This is a genomic window from Streptomyces sp. NPDC096311 (genome assembly GCF_044763085.1).
GTDB lineage: Bacteria > Actinomycetota > Actinomycetes > Streptomycetales > Streptomycetaceae > Streptomyces.
This window is the reverse complement of sequence record NZ_JBIWFN010000006.1, coordinates 415,369-430,949: the sequence shown is the minus strand read 5'-3', so window position 1 is coordinate 430,949 and position 15,581 is coordinate 415,369. Positions and strand designations below refer to the sequence as shown.

15 protein-coding genes are annotated in these 15,581 nt (G+C 72.6%); 5 read left to right on the top strand and 10 right to left on the bottom strand.

Annotated elements, in window-relative coordinates:
* Positions 1 to 25: 25 nt before the first annotated feature.
* From ACIRA5_RS18575 to ACIRA5_RS18555, 5 genes are read right to left on the bottom strand one after another with little or no spacing between them, the layout of a single operon-like run.
* Positions 26 to 823, bottom strand: coding sequence for a type III pantothenate kinase (locus ACIRA5_RS18575; protein WP_054237503.1), 798 nt, complete (start codon positions 821 to 823; stop codon positions 26 to 28).
* Between the two features lie 5 nt (positions 824 to 828).
* Entirely contained in the window at positions 829 to 1,854 is a 1,026-nt protein-coding gene (gene nadC / locus ACIRA5_RS18570; protein ID WP_403691873.1) for a carboxylating nicotinate-nucleotide diphosphorylase, read from the bottom strand.
* A 5-nt stretch (positions 1,855 to 1,859) separates the two neighbouring features.
* On the bottom strand, positions 1,860 to 3,644 hold the full coding sequence (locus ACIRA5_RS18565; RefSeq protein WP_403691871.1) for an L-aspartate oxidase: 1,785 nt from the start codon (positions 3,642 to 3,644) through the stop codon (positions 1,860 to 1,862).
* Positions 3,641 to 4,633, bottom strand: coding sequence for a pantoate--beta-alanine ligase (gene panC, locus ACIRA5_RS18560; protein ID WP_403691870.1), 993 nt, complete (start codon positions 4,631 to 4,633; stop codon positions 3,641 to 3,643). The genes ACIRA5_RS18565 and panC overlap by 4 nt, the downstream gene beginning before the upstream one ends.
* The gene (locus tag ACIRA5_RS18555) at positions 4,630 to 5,562 is read right to left on the bottom strand and encodes a Rossmann-like and DUF2520 domain-containing protein (RefSeq protein WP_403691869.1); all 933 of its coding nucleotides are present in this window, start codon (positions 5,560 to 5,562) and stop codon (positions 4,630 to 4,632) included. Before ACIRA5_RS18555 ends, panC begins: the two co-directional genes overlap by 4 nt.
* A gap of 174 nt (positions 5,563 to 5,736) precedes the next feature.
* On the opposite strand from ACIRA5_RS18555, the gene ACIRA5_RS18550 reads away from it, so the two are divergent.
* A complete protein-coding gene (locus ACIRA5_RS18550; protein ID WP_403691868.1) occupies positions 5,737 to 6,975 on the top strand; it encodes a threonine aldolase family protein in 1,239 nt (412 codons plus the stop codon).
* A 62-nt stretch (positions 6,976 to 7,037) separates the two neighbouring features.
* Here ACIRA5_RS18550 and ACIRA5_RS18545 read toward each other — a convergent pair whose 3' ends face one another.
* Positions 7,038 to 7,256, bottom strand: a complete 219-nt coding sequence (locus ACIRA5_RS18545; protein ID WP_403691866.1) for a hypothetical protein — start codon at positions 7,254 to 7,256, stop codon at positions 7,038 to 7,040.
* A gap of 167 nt (positions 7,257 to 7,423) precedes the next feature.
* Between ACIRA5_RS18545 and ACIRA5_RS18540 the strand changes: the two genes are divergently transcribed.
* A complete protein-coding gene (locus tag ACIRA5_RS18540) occupies positions 7,424 to 8,530 on the top strand; it encodes a DUF5937 family protein (RefSeq protein ID WP_403691865.1) in 1,107 nt (368 codons plus the stop codon).
* Between the two features lie 94 nt (positions 8,531 to 8,624).
* On the opposite strand, the gene ACIRA5_RS18535 is transcribed toward ACIRA5_RS18540, so the two are convergent.
* The 3 genes from ACIRA5_RS18535 to ACIRA5_RS18525 all read right to left on the bottom strand — a co-directional run bounded on the left by ACIRA5_RS18535 (position 8,625) and on the right by ACIRA5_RS18525 (position 11,271).
* On the bottom strand, positions 8,625 to 9,257 hold the full coding sequence (locus ACIRA5_RS18535; RefSeq protein ID WP_403691863.1) for an AAA family ATPase: 633 nt from the start codon (positions 9,255 to 9,257) through the stop codon (positions 8,625 to 8,627).
* Positions 9,258 to 9,323: 66 nt separating this feature from the next.
* Positions 9,324 to 9,995: a response regulator transcription factor gene (locus ACIRA5_RS18530; protein WP_352050013.1), complete on the bottom strand. Its 672-nt coding sequence runs from the start codon at positions 9,993 to 9,995 to the stop codon at positions 9,324 to 9,326.
* Positions 9,996 to 10,065: 70 nt separating this feature from the next.
* Positions 10,066 to 11,271, bottom strand: a complete 1,206-nt coding sequence (locus ACIRA5_RS18525; RefSeq protein WP_403691862.1) for a sensor histidine kinase — start codon at positions 11,269 to 11,271, stop codon at positions 10,066 to 10,068.
* A 143-nt stretch (positions 11,272 to 11,414) separates the two neighbouring features.
* Here ACIRA5_RS18525 and ACIRA5_RS18520 point away from each other — a divergent pair, with 143 nt between their 5' ends.
* Positions 11,415 to 12,533, top strand: a complete 1,119-nt coding sequence (locus tag ACIRA5_RS18520; RefSeq protein ID WP_403691861.1) for an SAM-dependent methyltransferase — start codon at positions 11,415 to 11,417, stop codon at positions 12,531 to 12,533.
* Here the strand turns inward: ACIRA5_RS18520 and ACIRA5_RS18515 are convergent.
* Positions 12,498 to 13,649, bottom strand: coding sequence for an NADH-quinone oxidoreductase subunit D (locus ACIRA5_RS18515; RefSeq protein ID WP_403691860.1), 1,152 nt, complete (start codon positions 13,647 to 13,649; stop codon positions 12,498 to 12,500). The two genes, ACIRA5_RS18520 and ACIRA5_RS18515, sit on opposite strands and share 36 nt — an antisense overlap.
* 31 nt (positions 13,650 to 13,680) lie before the next feature.
* On the opposite strand from ACIRA5_RS18515, the gene ACIRA5_RS18510 reads away from it, so the two are divergent.
* Both ACIRA5_RS18510 and ACIRA5_RS18505 read left to right on the top strand, forming a co-directional pair.
* Positions 13,681 to 14,196 carry a PH domain-containing protein gene (locus ACIRA5_RS18510; protein ID WP_403691858.1) on the top strand — a complete coding sequence of 172 codons (516 nt, stop codon included), beginning with the start codon at positions 13,681 to 13,683 and terminating at the stop codon, positions 14,194 to 14,196.
* Entirely contained in the window at positions 14,193 to 15,527 is a 1,335-nt protein-coding gene (locus ACIRA5_RS18505) for a PH domain-containing protein (protein ID WP_403691856.1), read from the top strand. The genes ACIRA5_RS18510 and ACIRA5_RS18505 overlap by 4 nt, the downstream gene beginning before the upstream one ends.
* Positions 15,528 to 15,581 lie beyond the last annotated feature (54 nt).

Sequence of the window (15,581 nt, the reverse complement as noted above, 5' to 3'; positions counted from 1 at the left end):
GTACGGGCGGTGGGGGCGAGGGTGGTCAGGTGCGGGACACGTTGCGTTCGTAGACCAGGCGCAGGCCGATCAGCGTGAGCCACGGCTCGTGCTCGTCGATGACGGAGGACTCGCCGAGAACCATCGGCGCCAGCCCACCCGTAGCGATGACGGTGACGTCGTCGGGATCCTCCGCCAGCTCGCGCACCATCCGGTTGACGACCCCGTCGACCTGCCCCGCGAACCCGTAGATGATCCCGGACTGCATCGCCTCGACGGTGTTCTTGCCGATGACCGCCCGCGGCCGAGCCACCTCGATCTTGCGCAGCTGAGCCCCCTTGACCCCGAGCGCGTCCACGGAGATCTCGATCCCGGGCGCGATGACACCGCCGACGTACTCACCCCGCGCACTCACCGCGTCGAAAGTGGTCGCCGTACCGAAGTCGACGACGATCGCCGGCCCCCCGTAGAGCTCCACGGCGGCGACCGAGTTGATGATGCGGTCCGCGCCGACCTCCTTGGGGTTGTCCGTGAGGATCGGCACGCCGGTCTTCACGCCGGGCTCGACCAGCACGGCGGGCACGTCGCCGTAGTAGCGGCGGGTCACCTCGCGCAGTTCGTGCAGCACGGACGGGACGGTGGCGCAGATCGCGATGCCGTCGATGCCGTCGCCCAGTTCCTCGCCGAGCAGCGGATGCATGCCCATCAGGCCCTGGAGGAGCACGGCGAGCTCGTCGGCGGTGCGGCGGGCGTCCGTGGAGATGCGCCAGTGCTCGACGATCTCCTCGCCGTCGAAGAGACCGAGGACGGTGTGCGTGTTGCCGACATCGATGGTGAGCAGCATGGGTCCTACTCCGCCTCGTCCGTCGAGGCCTGGCCCGTCGATACCTCGTCCGTCGACGCCTCGCGCAGGTCGAGGCCGATGTCCAGGATCGGCGAGGAGTGGGTCAGCGCGCCCACGGCCAGGAAGTCGACGCCGGTCTTCGCGTACACCCCGGCGCCCGCGAGCGTGAGCCGCCCCGAGGCTTCGAGGAGCGCCCGGCCCTCCACGATGGCCACCGCCTCCTCGCATTCGACGGGCGTGAAGTTGTCGAGAAGGATCAGGTCGGCGCCCGCGTCCACGACCTCGCGCAGCTGGTGCAGCGTGTCGACCTCGACCTCGATCGGCACCTCCGGGAAGGCTTCGCGAACGGCCTCGAAGGCCTGGGCGACGCCGCCGGCGGCGACCACGTGGTTGTCCTTGACCAGCGCCGCGTCCGACAACGACATGCGGTGGTTGACGCCACCGCCCATGCGCACCGCGAACTTCTCCAGGGCGCGCAGGCCCGGCGTCGTCTTGCGGGTGTCGCGCACGCGGGTGCTGGTGCCCTCCAGGGCGTCCGCCCACGCGCGTGTGGCGGTCGCGATGCCGGACAGCCGGCACAGCAGGTTCAGCGCGCTGCGCTCGGCGGTGAGGAGGTCGCGGGTGCGGGTGGTGACGCTGAGGAGCTTCTGGCCCTCCTCGACCCGGTCGCCGTCCTCGACGTGCCGCTCCACCTCGAACTCGTCGGTGCAGACCACGGAGATGACCGCCTCGGCCACCCGCAGGCCGGCGACGACGCCCGCGTCACGGGCGACGAAGTCGGCGGTGGAGACGGCGTCCTCGGGAATGGTCGCGACGGTCGTCACGTCCACGCCGTGGTCGAGGTCCTCCTGGATGGCGACGTTCGCGATGTCCTCGACCTCCAGCGGGTCGAGTCCTGCGTCGGCGAGGAGCTGGGCGAGCGCGGGGTCGAGGCCGCACTCCATGTACGCGTCGTCGTCCGCTTCGGCGCCGCAGCCGCAGCCGTCGCCGCAGCCGCCGCTCTGGGCGAGGGGAAGGTCGGGGGTGCTCACTGCTGTCACTGCTCCTGAGGGCGCTGGGGCACGGAGGTCCCCCCTGGTCGGGGGGAGCCGGAGGTCTGCTGGAGGGTCGGGGGGAAGTCTGCGGTGTCCGTGGTGTGTACGGCCAGCGTGCGGTCGGGATTCAGTCGTACGACGATGTGGCGGCGCCAGTCGGCGTCGTCGCGGTCGGCGTGGTCCTCGCGCCAGTGGCAGCCACGAGTCTCCTCGCGCAGGCGCGCGGCCGCGACCAGGACCCGGGCCACGCACAGGAGGTTGGTGGCCTCCCAGGTGTCGACGCCGGGCTCGGAGGTCTTGCCGTTCTCGTCGAGGGCGTCGCGGGCGTCGGTGTGGAGCTGCTGGAGCCGGCCGGTGGCGGTCGCGAGGGACTCGGCGGAGCGCAGTACACCGGCGCCGTCCGCCATGATCCGTTGGATCGCGAACCGGGCCTCGGGGGCGAGCAGGGGGTGGGCGGGCTTCTCGGGGTGCGGGACCGGTACGGGCACGCGCGCGTGGAGGCCGTTCTCCGAGCGGCTCCGCGCGATGTCCGCGGCGATGCGCTCGGCGTAGACGAGGCCCTCCAGGAGGGAGTTGGAGGCGAGCCGGTTGGCACCGTGGACGCCGGTGCAGGCGACCTCGCCGCACGCGTAGAGGCCGGGCACCGTGGTGTGGCCGCGGGCGTCCGTACGAACGCCTCCGGAGGCGTAGTGGGCGGCCGGGGCGACCGGGACGGGCTCGGTGACCGGGTCGATGCCGTGGGCACGGCAGGCGGCGAGGATGGTCGGGAAGCGGTGCTCCCACATGTCGGCGCCGAAGTGCCGGGCGTCGAGGTACATGTGCTCGGCGTCCTGCTCCTGCATGCGCCGCATGATGCCCTTGGCGACGATGTCCCGGGGCGCCAGTTCGGCCAGCTCGTGCTGGCCGGCCATGAAGCGCACGCCGTCCGCGTCGACCAGGTGGGCGCCCTCGCCGCGTACCGCCTCCGACACCAGCGGCTGCTGGCCCTCGGCGTCCGGGCCGAGGAAGAGCACGGTCGGGTGGAACTGGACGAATTCGAGGTCGGAGACCTCGGCGCCCGCGCGCAGCGCGAGTGCCACGCCGTCGCCCGTGGAGACCGACGGGTTGGTGGTCGCGGAGAAGACCTGGCCCATGCCGCCGGTGGCGAGGACCACGTTGGGGGCGTGGACGGCTCCCACGCCGTCGTGCTGGCCCTCTCCCATGACGTGGAGGGTCACACCCGCGGTGCGCCCGTCGGAGTCCGTGAGGAGGTCCAGGACGAGCGCGTTCTCGACCGTGCGCAGGCCACGCGCGCGTACCGCCTCGACGAGGGCCCGGGAGATCTCGGCGCCCGTCGCGTCGCCGCCCGCGTGCGCGATGCGGCGGCGGTGGTGGCCGCCCTCACGGGTGAGTTCCAGGCCGCCTTCGGAGGACTCGTCGAAGTGGGCGCCGGTCTCGATCAGGCGGCGTACGGCGTCGGGCCCCTCGGTGACGAGGATGCGCACCGCGTCCTCGTCGCACAGGCCCGCCCCCGCGACGAGGGTGTCCTCGAGGTGCTGCTCCGGGGTGTCGCCCTCACCGAGGGCCGCGGCGATGCCGCCCTGCGCCCAGCGTGTGGAGCCGTCGTCGAGGCGGGCTTTGGTGACGACGACGGTCTTCAGGCCCGCGGCCTCGCAGCGCAGCGCCGCGGTGAGGCCCGCGACGCCGGAGCCGACGACCACCACGTCCGCGGTGAGGGCCCAGCCGGGGGCGGGTGCGTGCAGTCGTATGCCAGTACCCGTAGGTGTACCTGTGCCTGTGGCGGTCACGAGGCGGCTCCGAAGGTGAGGGGGAGGTTGTCGATCAGGCGGGTCGTGCCGACCCGGGCGGCGACGGCGAGGACCGCCTCGCCGGTGAACTCGTCCTCGATCTCGGTGAAGTCGGACGGATCGACCAGCGCCAGGTAGTCCAGGACCAGCGGCGGCTGGAGGCGGGCGGCCTCGTCCAGGACGAGGCGGGCGGCGGCGCGGACGGCGGCGGGGGCGCCGGGTACGGCCTTGGCGACCGCGTGCGCGTCGGCGGCGGCGCGGGATTCGCCGATCGCGCTCAGCGCCTCGGCACGCGCGCGTGTGGCGGGCACTTCGCGGGCCCGGGCGCGCAGGGCCTCCTGGGCGGCGTGCCGGTCGCGGCCCGCGAAGAGGGCCTGCGAGAGGGCGAGCGCGGTGCGCCGCTCCTCGGGTGAGAGGTAGCGGTTGCGGCTGGAGAGGGCGAGCCCGTCCTCCTCGCGCGCGGTGGGCACGCCGACGATCTCCACGCCGAAGTTCAGGTCGCGCACCATGCGGCGGATCAGGGCGAGCTGCTGGGCGTCCTTCTGCCCGAACAGCGCCGCGTCGGGCCGGGTGAGGTGCAGCAGCTTGGCGACGACGGTGAGCATGCCGTCGAAGTGACCGGGGCGCACGGCGCCCTCCAGGCGCTCGCCCATGGGGCCCGCGGAGAGGCGGACCTGGGGGTCGCCGCCGGGGTAGACCTCGTCCACGGAGGGGGCGAACACGGCGTCCGCGCCCGCCTCCTCGGCGATCTTGAGGTCGGCGTCGAGGGTGCGTGGGTAGCGGTCGAGGTCCTCGCCCGCGCCGAACTGGAGCGGGTTCACGAAGACCGTGACGACGACCTCGCCCTCGGGCCCGGCGATCTCGCGGGCTGCGCGGATCAGCGTGGCGTGGCCCTCGTGCAGGGCGCCCATGGTCATCACGACGGCCCGGCCGCCGCGCCGTACGCGCGCGTGCAGCTCGTCGGCGGTGCGCAGCAGGGCGGTGGTCATCGGTCGCTCCCGTCGTCGGGCAGGGCCGCGCCGTCGGCGAGTACCCCGAGGAGGTCCTCGGCGAGTTCCGGCTTCAGCAGGCCGTGGGCCAGCGCCCGGTCGGCGGTCGCGCGGGCCATCGCGAGATAGCCGGCGACGGTCCCCGGGGCGTGCTTGCGCAGTTCGGCGACGTGCGCGGCGACCGTGCCGGCGTCTCCGCGCGCGACGGGCCCGGTGAGGGCGGCGTCGCCCGACCTGAGGGCGTTGTCGAGGGCGGCGCCGAGCAGCGGGCCGAGCATCCGGTCCGGGGCCTCCACGCCGGCGGTGCGCAGCAGCTCCATGGACTCGGCGACCAGGGTCACCAGGTGGTTGGCGCCGAGCGCGAGGGCCGCGTGGTAGAGCGGGCGGGACTCCTCGGCGATCCACTCGGGCTCGCCGCCCATCTCGATCACCAGGGCCTCGGCGGCCAGGCGCAGCTGTTCGGGCGCGGTGACCCCGAAGGAGCATCCGGCGAGCCGCTGCACGTCCACGGGGGTGCCGGTGAACGTCATGGCGGGGTGCAGCGCGAGCGGCAGGGCGCCCGCTCTGAGCGCCGGGTCGAGCACCCGCGCGCCGTACCGCCCGGAGGTGTGCACGAGCAGCTGTCCGGGTCGGATGGCGCCCGTCTCGGCGAGCCCCTCGACGAGGCCGGGCAGGGCGTCGTCCGGGACGGTCAGCAGGACCAGGTCGGAGCGCTCCAGGACCTGCGCCGGGGAGAGCAGCGGCACGTCGGGCAGGAGCAGGGCGGCCCGCCGCCTGGAGGCGTCGGAGACCCCGGAGACGGCCACCGGGCGGTGCCCGGCGAGCTGGAGCGCCGCGGCGAGGGCGGGGCCGACCCGGCCCGCGCCGACAACGCCGACGGTGAGCCGCGCGGGGCGGTCCTTGGGGTCTGGCTGGGGGAATGTACTCACTCGACGGCGGCCTTCCGTTCCAGTCCGCTCGGGGTACCGGACGATTTCTCGTCATGTTAACGCGATTGGTTCGAGCGTCGTTTTCGTTGTCCACAGCCTGTGGGTTTGCGCAGGTCGTGGGGGGTGCGGAAAACGAGGATGCCGGGGCGGGGCCGCGCGCGACATCATCCGGGGATGAGCGATACGGCGGATGCGACGGCGGGACAGGACCCGATGACGGTGGGACAGGACCCTGAGACGGCGGGGCAGGCCCCGGAGAGCGCGGGCCAGGATCCGCAAGAGGCGGCCGAGCGGCTGCTGGAGCGGCGGCGTGCCGCGCTGCGGGCGGCCCGGCGCGTGCTGTGGCGGCCCATCCACCAGCCCACGGTCCGGGAGCGGCTGGCCTGGCTGAACGACGGCGCCGAGGGCGTGTACGACCTCGGCCGGCCCGTCGACATGTACGGCGGCCAGATCGTCGAGACCCTGGAGGAGCGGGTCGCGGGCCTGCTCGGCAAGGAGGCGGCCGCCTTCTTCCCCACCGGCACCATGGCCCAGCAGGTCGCCCTGCGCTGCTGGGCCGGCCGTACCGGGAACCCGACCGTCGCGCTCCATGCGCTCGGCCACCCCGAGGTCCATGAACGGCAGGCGTTCAGCCAGGTCAGCGGCTTGCGACCGGTGCGGGTGAGCGACGAGCCCCGGCTGCCCACGGCCCAGGAGGTACGGGACTTCGAGGAGCCCTTCGGGGCGCTGCTGCTCGAACTGCCGCTCAGGGACGCCGGTTTTGTGCTGCCCTCCTGGGAGGAACTCTCCGAGGTCGTGGAAGCCGCCCGGGACCGTGACGCGGTGGTCCACTTCGACGGGGCCCGCCTGTGGGAGTGCACCTCGCACTTCGGCCGCCCGCTGGACGAGATCGCGGGCCTCGCGGACAGCGTCTACGTGTCGTTCTACAAGTCGCTCGGAGGCTTCGGCGGGGCGGTGATCGCGGGCCCGAGGACGCTGATCGACGAGGCGAAGACCTGGCGGCACCGGTACGGCGGCATGATCCTCCAGCAGTTCCCCACGGTGCTCGCCGCGCTCATCGGCCTGGACCAGGAGCTGCCCCGGCTGCCGGAGTACGTGGCCCACGCGCGCGTGGTCGCCGCCGCCCTGCGCGAGGGTTTCACGGAGGCCAAGGTCTCCTGGGTGCGCGTCCACCCGGAAGAGCCGCACACCCACCAGTTCCAGGTCTGGCTGCCGTACGACCCGGACGTCCTCACGGACGCGGCGCTGCGGCAGACCGAGGCGACGAAGACCTCGCTCTTCTCCCAGAGCTGGATGCGGGGCGGTCCGGGGCTCGCGCTCACCGAGGTCACGGTGGCGGCGCCCGCTCTGGAGTGGACGGCGCAGGACGTACGGGCGGCCGTCCGGGAGTTCGTCGAGCGGCTGCCCGGCTGACCGCACACCGCGACCGGCGACCGGCCGGCCCCGCACGGAAACCTGCGCGCCCCGCACAGCGGTCAGCAGCCCGGGTGCGGCCGCCGTCCGCGCAGCCACCGGCCCAGGGCCTGGCGTATCCGCCCGTGGGCCGGGCGGCCCGCCACGACCGCCCGGAACCGCCGGAGGTCGCGCAGCTCGCGAGCGACCTGCCAGTCGTGCGCGCCGGGCGCCGGAGGGGCCGGCTCGCCGTGCCGACGGGCCCGGTGGGTGTCGAGAAAGTACTGCTGGGTGATGCTCATGGCTGATTGCCTCTCGGGACGGAAAACGCGCGACGGGAGGGAAATCCGAAGGCCCGCGGTTGCCCCGGTCGTCCCAGACTGCGCTCGCCCTCGGCGGCTGTCGCCTCGATTGACGGTCGCCGTCAATCGGGGACGGCGTTGTCAGTGGCGGGGTGCACCATGAGGTCATGAGCGTGCACATCGACGTCACCGGGCTGCGGCAGGAGCGGATCTCCGTCGTGCCGTCGCCCCTGGCCGAGCTCTGCATGGCGCTGCACGCGCTGTCCGAGCCGGGTCACCACCCCGGGCTGCAGGGCTGGGCGACCGGTGTGACCGCCCGGCTCGACTCGCATCTCGCGGACCGGATGTGCGAGGCCGACTTCCTGTGGCGGACGACGTTCTCGGACCTGTTCCTGCCGTACGCGGGGATTCCCGGCGGGACCACGCTCCCGGGCGCGACACTCGCCGAGGAGCTGGACCTGCTGGACAAGCTGACCGACGAGCAGTTCGTGGACGCCGCTCTGGAGTTCACCTGCGCGCTTCCGTACGCGGCGCCGGGCCGGGACACGCTCTCCGACCCCGAGCTGCAGCAGCGCGCGCTGGAGCTGGCCGCCGCGCGCGGACCCCAGCAGGTGCGGTTCAGCAAGCGGCTGCTGGACGATCCGCCGCAGATCCGGGCATGGCTGCGGCAGTTCCTGGAGGACTGCGACGAGGCCTTCTTCGCCGAGACCTGGTCCCGGCTGCGCCACCAGCTCGCGGCGGACGCCCGCCACAAGACGGACCTCCTGCGGCACAAGGGCCTGGCCGAGGCCATGGCCTCGGTGTCCCCGGCGGTGACGCTCGACGAGACCGGCCGGACGATCACGGTCGACAAGCTGGGCCAGGGCCAGACGGCCGCCGGGGAGGGCGGGCTCCTCCTGGTGCCGACCAGTCTCGGCTGGCCGCACCTGATGGTGCTGCATCGCTACGGCTGGCAGCCGGTGCTGCACTACCCGGTCGGTTCCCCGGAGCTCGCGGCACCGTTCTCGCTGGAGCAGCTGACCCTGCGGATGACCGCGCTGTCCCATCCGGTCCGGATGCGGATCTGCCGCAGCCTGGCCCGCAGCGCGTTCACCACGGGCGAGCTGGCGCAGGTGAACGGGATGACGGCCCCGGAGATATCCCGGCACCTGGGCGTGCTCAAGAAGGCGGGCCTGATCACCACGAGACGCCGCGGGCGGTACGTGCTGCACCAGCTGGACGTCAGCGTCGTGGCCCGGCTGGGCAGCGACTTCCTGGAGGGCATCCTGCGCTGAGCCCGGCGGACCCGTGCCGAACCCGCCGGACCCACGTCGAACCCGGCGGGACCCACGTCGAGCTCGGCGGCCCCATGTCCGGTGCTCGGGAGGCTCAGTCGAACCGGATGTGCTTGGCGCCGGTCCACGCCCGCCGCAGCCGTCCCCGCACCGCCCCGTCCTTGTTCGGCGTCAGCGTGAGTCCCGCGAGCACGGCGATCCGGTCGGCCGTCTTGGCGACCGTCGTGTGGTCGGTCCACAGATGCTCCGCGAACTCCGGCTCGCGCAGCCGCTCCAGGCAGTCGTCGAGCTGCCGCACGGCCCAACTCTCGTGCCGCGGCGGGGCGTCCTTCCCGGCGACGTACTGAAGGAGGTGTCCGAAGCCGCGTTCGCGCAGCCGCTTCAGTACGGTCTCGCGCTCGGCGAGGAGCGCGAAGTGCCGTACGTCGTGGCCCAGTTCGGTCAGTCGCCCGACCGTCTCCTCGAAATAGCGGGCGTTGGTGACCGTCATGGGGACGATGACCACGCCGTCGTGCTTGCCGAGGGCCAGGTCGAGCACCTCGACCACACCCTGCCGCCAGGACGCCAAGTCCTGGAAGTCCCCGCGCAGTTCGGGCGGCAGCATGCGGCGCAGACCGAAGCCGGCGTGTTCCGGGTCGCAGACGACACTGCCGGGCAGCCGTCGCTGGATCTCGTGTGCGGTCTGTGTCTTGCCGCCCCCGAAGGGGCCGTTGATCCACAGGAGCATGCGCAGACCCTAGTGGTCCCCGGTCACGCCCCGGTCACGCACCCACGACCGCCCCGTCGGCCCGGATCAACGCTGCCCGCCCGCCCGTACGAGCCCCGTCTCATACGCGAGGACCACCACCTGCACCCGGTCCCGCAGCCCCAGCTTGGTCAGGATGCGTCCCACATGCGTCTTCACGGTGGCCTCGGACAGCACGAGACGGGCCGCGATCTCGCCGTTCGACAGACCCTGCGCGACCAGCACCATCACCTCGCGCTCACGGTCGGTGAGCCGCTCCAGCTCCTTGTGCTGGGGCTCCTTGCCGGCGTGGGGCAGCATCGGCGCGAACCGGTCGAGCAGGCGCCGGGTGGTGGAGGGCGCGACCACGGCGTCACCGCTGTGCACGGAGCGGATGGCGGTGAGCAGCTCGCCGGGCGGCACGTCCTTGAGCATGAAGCCGGAGGCGCCCGCCTTCAGTCCGGAGAAGGCATACTCGTCGAGGTCGAAGGTGGTGAGGATCAGCACCTTCGGAGGGTTGGGGTCCAAGCAGATGCGACGGGTGGTCTCCACACCGTCCAGCTTCGGCATGCGTACGTCCATCAGCACCACGTCGACCGCGGTCGACCGCAGAACCTGGAGGGCCTCGACGCCGTCGCCCGCCTCGGCCACGACCTCCATGTCCGGCTGGGCGGCGAGCACCATCCGGAAGCCGGTGCGCAGCAGCACCTGGTCGTCGACGAGCATCACGCGGATCGCCATCGGGGTCTCTTCCCTCTCCATCAACGGTCAGAAAGCTTTTGGAACTGATCAAAAGGTGTCGTTACAGGTGTCAGTGAGCCGACTTGAGCGGCAGCAGGGCGCTGATGCGGAAGCCTCCACCGGGGCGCGGCCCCGCGTCCAGAGTGCCTCCGACCATACCGACGCGCTCGCGCATCCCGATCAGGCCGTGCCCCTGGCCGTCGGCGCCGCCCTCCTCGTACAGCTCGTGGGGCGCACCTTTGCCGTCGTCCTCGACGAGCAGCCCGAGCCCGTCGTCGAAGTAGACCAGGCGCACGCTCGCGCCCGCGTTCGGGCCACCGTGCTTGCGCGTGTTGGTGAGCGCCTCCTGGACGATGCGGTACGCCGTGAGCTCCACTCCGCTGGGCAGCGGACGCGGGGTGCCCTCGACCTTGAAGTCGACGGGCAGGCCCGAGGTGCGGCACTGCTCGATGAGGTCGTCGAGCTGCTCGACGTCGGGCTGGGGCACGTACTCACCGCTCTCCTGGTGCTCGCCGGTGCGCAGCACGCCGAGCAGGCGGCGCATCTCGGCGAGGGCCTGGCGACCGGTCCCGGAGATGGTCTCGAGGGCCTTCCTGGCCTGCTCGGGGGCGGTGTCCATGACGTAGGCGGCGCCGTCTGCCTGGACCACCATCACCGAGACGTTGTGCGCGACCACGTCGTGCAGTTCGCGGGCGATCCGGGCGCGCTCGGCCGCGACGGCCACCTTCGACTGCGCCTCGCGCTCCTTCTCCAGACGGGCGGCGCGCTCCTCCAACTGGGCGAGGTAGGCGCGGCGGGTGCGGATGGAGTCGCCGAGCACCCAGGCGAGCGCGAACGGAACGGTCTGGAAGACCGCTATCAGCACGTTGCTCACCGAGCCCGAGTCCACCTGGGGCCAGCGGATCTGCGCGAGGGGGGCCGCGCACAGACCGCCGATCAGCGCGAAGCGGGAGGCCCAGCGGGCGCCGTCCGCGGCGACGGTGTAGATGATCACCAGCATCGCGAAGTCCGCGGGCACCACTTCGACGTCCAGGCCCAGCTGGGCGAAGCCCATGGCTGCGGCCACGACCAGCATCTTCTCGGGCATACGACGGCGCAGCGCGACGACCAGACTCAGTACGACGGCGATCGGGAGCGCCGCGGCGAGCGGCCCGTGCCGGTCGGCGGCGCCGTTGACATTGGTCAGGCTCACGCCGGAGATCCCGAGCAGGACGACGGCCCAGAAGCTGTCGACCCACGTCGGGTGCCTGCGGAGAAAGTCATAGAGGCGCTGCACGTAACCCAGCGTAGGGAAGCATGCAGTGTGCAGGGGTCAACCGGAGGGTCGATCCGCAAGGGGCGCTCGTACTCCCCAAGGTGGATGCTCCCCCGCCCGAGACGGCTAGGGCCCCGTCTTTCAGGGGGGCCTAGGCTGGTTCGGTGAGGCGTGCGGGGACGGGTGAGTGGCGAGGTTGGCGCGAGGCGACGGAGGAGGCCCTGTACGGGCCCTCCGGCTTCTATCGCGGGCCCGAGGGGCCGGTCGGCCACTTCCGCACGTCGGTGCACGCGTCCCCGCTGTTCGCCGCGGCCGTGGCCCGGCTGCTGTGCCGGGTCGACGAGGCCCTCGGCCGCCCTGCCGAGCTCGCCTTCGTCGACATGGCGGCGGGCCGCGGTGAGCTGGTGACCGGTGTCCTCGCCGCGCTCCCCGCCGAAGTGGCCTCCCGCGCGCGCGGGTACGCCGTCGAACGCGCCGACCGCCCCGCTGTTCTCGATCACCGGATCGAGTGGCTCGCCCGGCCCCCGAAGGGGATCACCGGGCTGCTGTTCGCCAACGAGTGGCTGGACAACGTGCCGGTGGAGGTGGCGGAGGTGGACGCGACGGGCGTACCCCGGCTGGTACTCGTACGGGACGACGACGGGGCCGAGCGCCTGGGTGAGCCCGTGGCCGGGGCGGAGGCGCAGTGGCTGCGGAGGTGGTGGCCACTGGCCTCCGAAGTGATGCCTTTCCCAGGGGCGCCCTCCGCAGAGGTGCCTTCCGATGAGGTGCCCTTCGAGGGGGCCCGCGCCGAGATCGGTCTCCCTAGGGACACCGCTTGGGCCGGTGCGGTCGCCTCCCTGGACCGGGGCCTCGCCGTCGCCGTCGACTACGCGCACTTCGCCGCCGCGCGACCGCCTTTCGGGACACTCACCGGCTTCCGCGAGGGCAGGGAGACGACGCCCGTGCCGAACGGTTCGTGCGACATCACGGCGCATGTGGCACTGGACGCGTGCGCGCTGCCCGGAGGGCGCGTGATGACCCAGCGGGCGGCCCTGCGCGCGCTCGGCGTGAGCGGCGCCCGGCCGGCGCTCTCACTCGCCGCCACGGACCCCACCGCCTACGTACACGCTCTGGCGGGCGCGGGGGAAGCCGCCGAACTCACCGCGACCGGCGGCCTGGGCGACTTCGGCTGGCTGCTCCAGCCGGTTGGAATTCCCAACCCAATGATCGGCGGCCTCCTTGCCGACGATCCACCGGCCGACGGTCTACTTGTCGATGTCGCCGACCACGAAGAACAGTGACCCCAGGATCGCCACCATGTCCGCGACCAGCGTCCCGGGCAGCAGCTCCACCAGGGCCTGGATGTTGTTGAACGAGGCCGAGCGCAGTTTCAGCCGGTACGGGGTCTTCTCGCCCTTGCTGACCAGGTAGTAGCCGTTGATCCCGAGGGGGTTCTCGGTCCAGGCGTAGGTGTGTCCCTCGGGCGCCTTCAGGACCTTCGGGAGGCGCTGGTTGATCGGCCCGGGCGGAAGGTCCGCGAGCCGGTCGAGACAGGCGTCCGCGAGGTCGAGCGCGTTGTGCGTCTGCCCCAGGAGGCACTCGAAGCGGGCCAGGCAGTCACCCTCCTGGCGGGTGACGACCTTCAGGGTGTCCTGGAGCTCCCCGTAGGCGAGGTACGGCTCGTCCCGGCGCAGGTCGAAGTCGACGCCCGAGGCGCGCGCGATCGGCCCGCTCACTCCGTAGGCGTGCACGGTCTCCGGCGCGAGGGTGCCCACGCCCCGCGTACGCCCCCGGAAGATCTCGTTGCCGAGCACCAGGTCGTCGTACACGCCCATCCGCGAGCGCAGGGCCGTGACGGCGCCGCGCGCGCGGGTGGTCCAGCCGGCCGGGAGGTCCTCCTTGAGACCGCCGACGCGGTTGAACATGTAGTGCATGCGCCCGCCGGAGATCTCCTCCATGACGTGCTGGAGTTCCTCGCGCTCCGTGAAGGCGTAGAAGATCGGGGTGATCCCGCCCAGCTCCAGGGGGTACGAGCCCAGGAACATCAAGTGGTTCAGGACCCGGTTGAGCTCCGCGAGGAGGGTCCGCATCCACACCGCGCGCTCGGGGACCTCCATGCCGAGCATCCGCTCCACGGCGAGGACCACGCCCAGCTCGTTCGAGAAGGCGGAGAGCCAGTCGTGACGGTTGGCGAGCATGACGATCTGGCGGTAGTCGCGCGCCTCGAAGAGTTTCTCCGCGCCGCGGTGCATATAGCCGATCACCGGCTCCGCGTGCTGGATCCGCTCACCGTCCAGGACCAGCTTCAGCCGCAGCACCCCGTGCGTGGACGGGTGCTGGGGCCCGATGTTGAGCACCATGTCGGTGCTCTCCGCGGCGCCGCCGATACCGACCATGGTCTCCGTCGTAGGAGTCATGGGGACAGTCTGTCGTACGTACCCTTGCGGCATGGATACGGGGAGCGCGGAGACCGCGGGAAACACCGTGGGAAGCACGGCGGCCGAGCCGGTCTGGACCGGGCTGCCGCCGGGACTGCTGCGGATGCGCCGGCTGCTGCTGGTGGTGTGGCTGGGCCTGCTGACGATCGTCCTGGGGGTGCTTCTCGCGGTGTTCGCGGGCGCCGTCTGGGCGGCCTTCGCGCTGCTGCCGTTCACCCTGCTGGTGTGGGGCTGGGGAATGCTGGGGCGCAACTGGCGCTCCTGGCGGTACGCCGAGCGCGCGGACGACCTGCTGATCAGCCGCGGTGTGCTGTTCCGCGAGGAGACCGTGGTGCCGTACGGGCGGATGCAGCTGGTCGAGGTGACCTCCGGGCCCGTGGAGCGGCACTTCGGGCTGGCGAGCGTGCAGCTGCACACGGCGGCCGCCGCGACGGACGCGTGCATCCCGGGCCTGGACCCGACCGAGGCCGAGCGGCTGCGCGACCGGCTGACCGAGCTGGGCGAGGCCCGATCGGCGGGGCTGTGAACACGCCGGCGCCCGACGCCAAGGACGAGATACGGGAGCAGAAGCCGCTGGTCGAGCGGCGGCTGCACCCGGTGACACCGTTCCGGCGCGCCTGGGCGCCGGTCGCCGTGGTCGCCGGTTGGGCCGTGCACGACCCCAACCAGGCGCAGGAGCAGCTGACCAGGCTGACGACGACGGCGCTGCTCATCGGGCTCGCCGTCATCGTCCCGGCGGCCGCCCTCTACGGCTTTCTGAGCTGGTGGTTCACGCACTTCGCGGTGACCGAGACCGAACTGCGCATCCGTACCGGCCTGTTGTTCCGGCGCACCGCGCACATCCGGCTCGACCGGCTGCAGGCCGTCGACGTCACCCAGCCGCTGCTGGCCCGCGTCGCGGGCGTCACCAAGCTCAAACTCGACGTCATAGGAACGGACAAGAAGGACGAACTCGCCTACCTCGGCGAGGACGAGGCCCGCGCCCTGCGCGCCGAGCTCCTCGCCCGCGCCGCCGGTTTCGCCCCCGAGACGGCTCACGAGGTCGGCGAGGCGCCGGTACGGCAGCTGCTGCACGTGCCGGCGGGCTTCCTCGCCGTCTCCCTCGTCCTCACCGGCGCCACCTGGGGTTCCCTGGCCGCCGCGCTCGTCGTGCCCCCGTTCCTGTGGTTCGCCACCCACAGTGTGTGGACGGTCCTCGCCACCGGGGTGCCGCTGCTCGGCGCCGCGGGCGCGAGCAGCGTGGGGCGGTTCGTCGGCGAGTACGACTGGACGGTGGGCGAGTCGCCGGACGGGCTCCGCATCGACCACGGCCTCCTCGACCGTACGCACGAGACGGTGCCGCCCGGACGCGTGCAGACCGTACGGATCGTCGAGCCGCTGCTGTGGCGGCGACGCGGCTGGGTACGGGTGGAACTCGACGTGGCGGGGTCCTCGAACTCCGTCCTGGTGCCCGTCGCTCCGCGCGAGGTCGCCGAGTCGGTGATCGCGAGGGTGCTGCCCGGGGTGACGGTGCCGTCCGCCCTGTCCCGGCCGCCGCGCCGGGCCTGGTGGTGCGTGCCGCTGTGGTGGCGGGGGTACGGGCTCGCCGTCACCGACACCGTCTTCGCTGCGCGTCACGGACTGCTGCGCCGCCGCCTGTCGCTCGTGCCGCACGCGAAGGTGCAGAGCGTCCGGCTGACCCAGGGGCCCTGGGAGCGCTTCAGGGGCGTCGCCGACGTCCATGTGGACACGGGGGCGAACCATACGGTGACGGCGCGGCTGCGGGACGCCGCGGAGGCCGCGGAGCTTCTTCAGGCACAGGCAGACCGGTCACGGACGGGGCGGCGCGAGGCCCGGCCGGACCGCTGGATGGCGTGAGACGACGAGAGGGCAGTGGCCGAGCCACTGCCCTCATCCGCGTGAGCCACGTGC

What these genes read in the sequence shown, in the direction of transcription:
- ACIRA5_RS18575 (WP_054237503.1), bottom strand. Translation starts at nt 823, where the DNA reads ATGCTGCTCACCATCGATGTCGGCAACACGCACACCGTCCTCGGTCTC.
- panC (WP_403691870.1), bottom strand. Translation starts at nt 4,633, where the DNA reads ATGACCACCGCCCTGCTGCGCACCGCCGACGAGCTGCACGCGCGCGTA.
- ACIRA5_RS18550 (WP_403691868.1), top strand. Translation starts at nt 5,737, where the DNA reads ATGAGCGATACGGCGGATGCGACGGCGGGACAGGACCCGATGACGGTG.
- ACIRA5_RS18545 (WP_403691866.1), bottom strand. Translation starts at nt 7,256, where the DNA reads ATGAGCATCACCCAGCAGTACTTTCTCGACACCCACCGGGCCCGTCGG.
- ACIRA5_RS18540 (WP_403691865.1), top strand. Translation starts at nt 7,424, where the DNA reads ATGAGCGTGCACATCGACGTCACCGGGCTGCGGCAGGAGCGGATCTCC.
- ACIRA5_RS18535 (WP_403691863.1), bottom strand. Translation starts at nt 9,257, where the DNA reads ATGCTCCTGTGGATCAACGGCCCCTTCGGGGGCGGCAAGACACAGACC.
- ACIRA5_RS18530 (WP_352050013.1), bottom strand. Translation starts at nt 9,995, where the DNA reads ATGGCGATCCGCGTGATGCTCGTCGACGACCAGGTGCTGCTGCGCACC.
- ACIRA5_RS18515 (WP_403691860.1), bottom strand. Translation starts at nt 13,649, where the DNA reads ATGACTCCTACGACGGAGACCATGGTCGGTATCGGCGGCGCCGCGGAG.
- ACIRA5_RS18510 (WP_403691858.1), top strand. Translation starts at nt 13,681, where the DNA reads ATGGATACGGGGAGCGCGGAGACCGCGGGAAACACCGTGGGAAGCACG.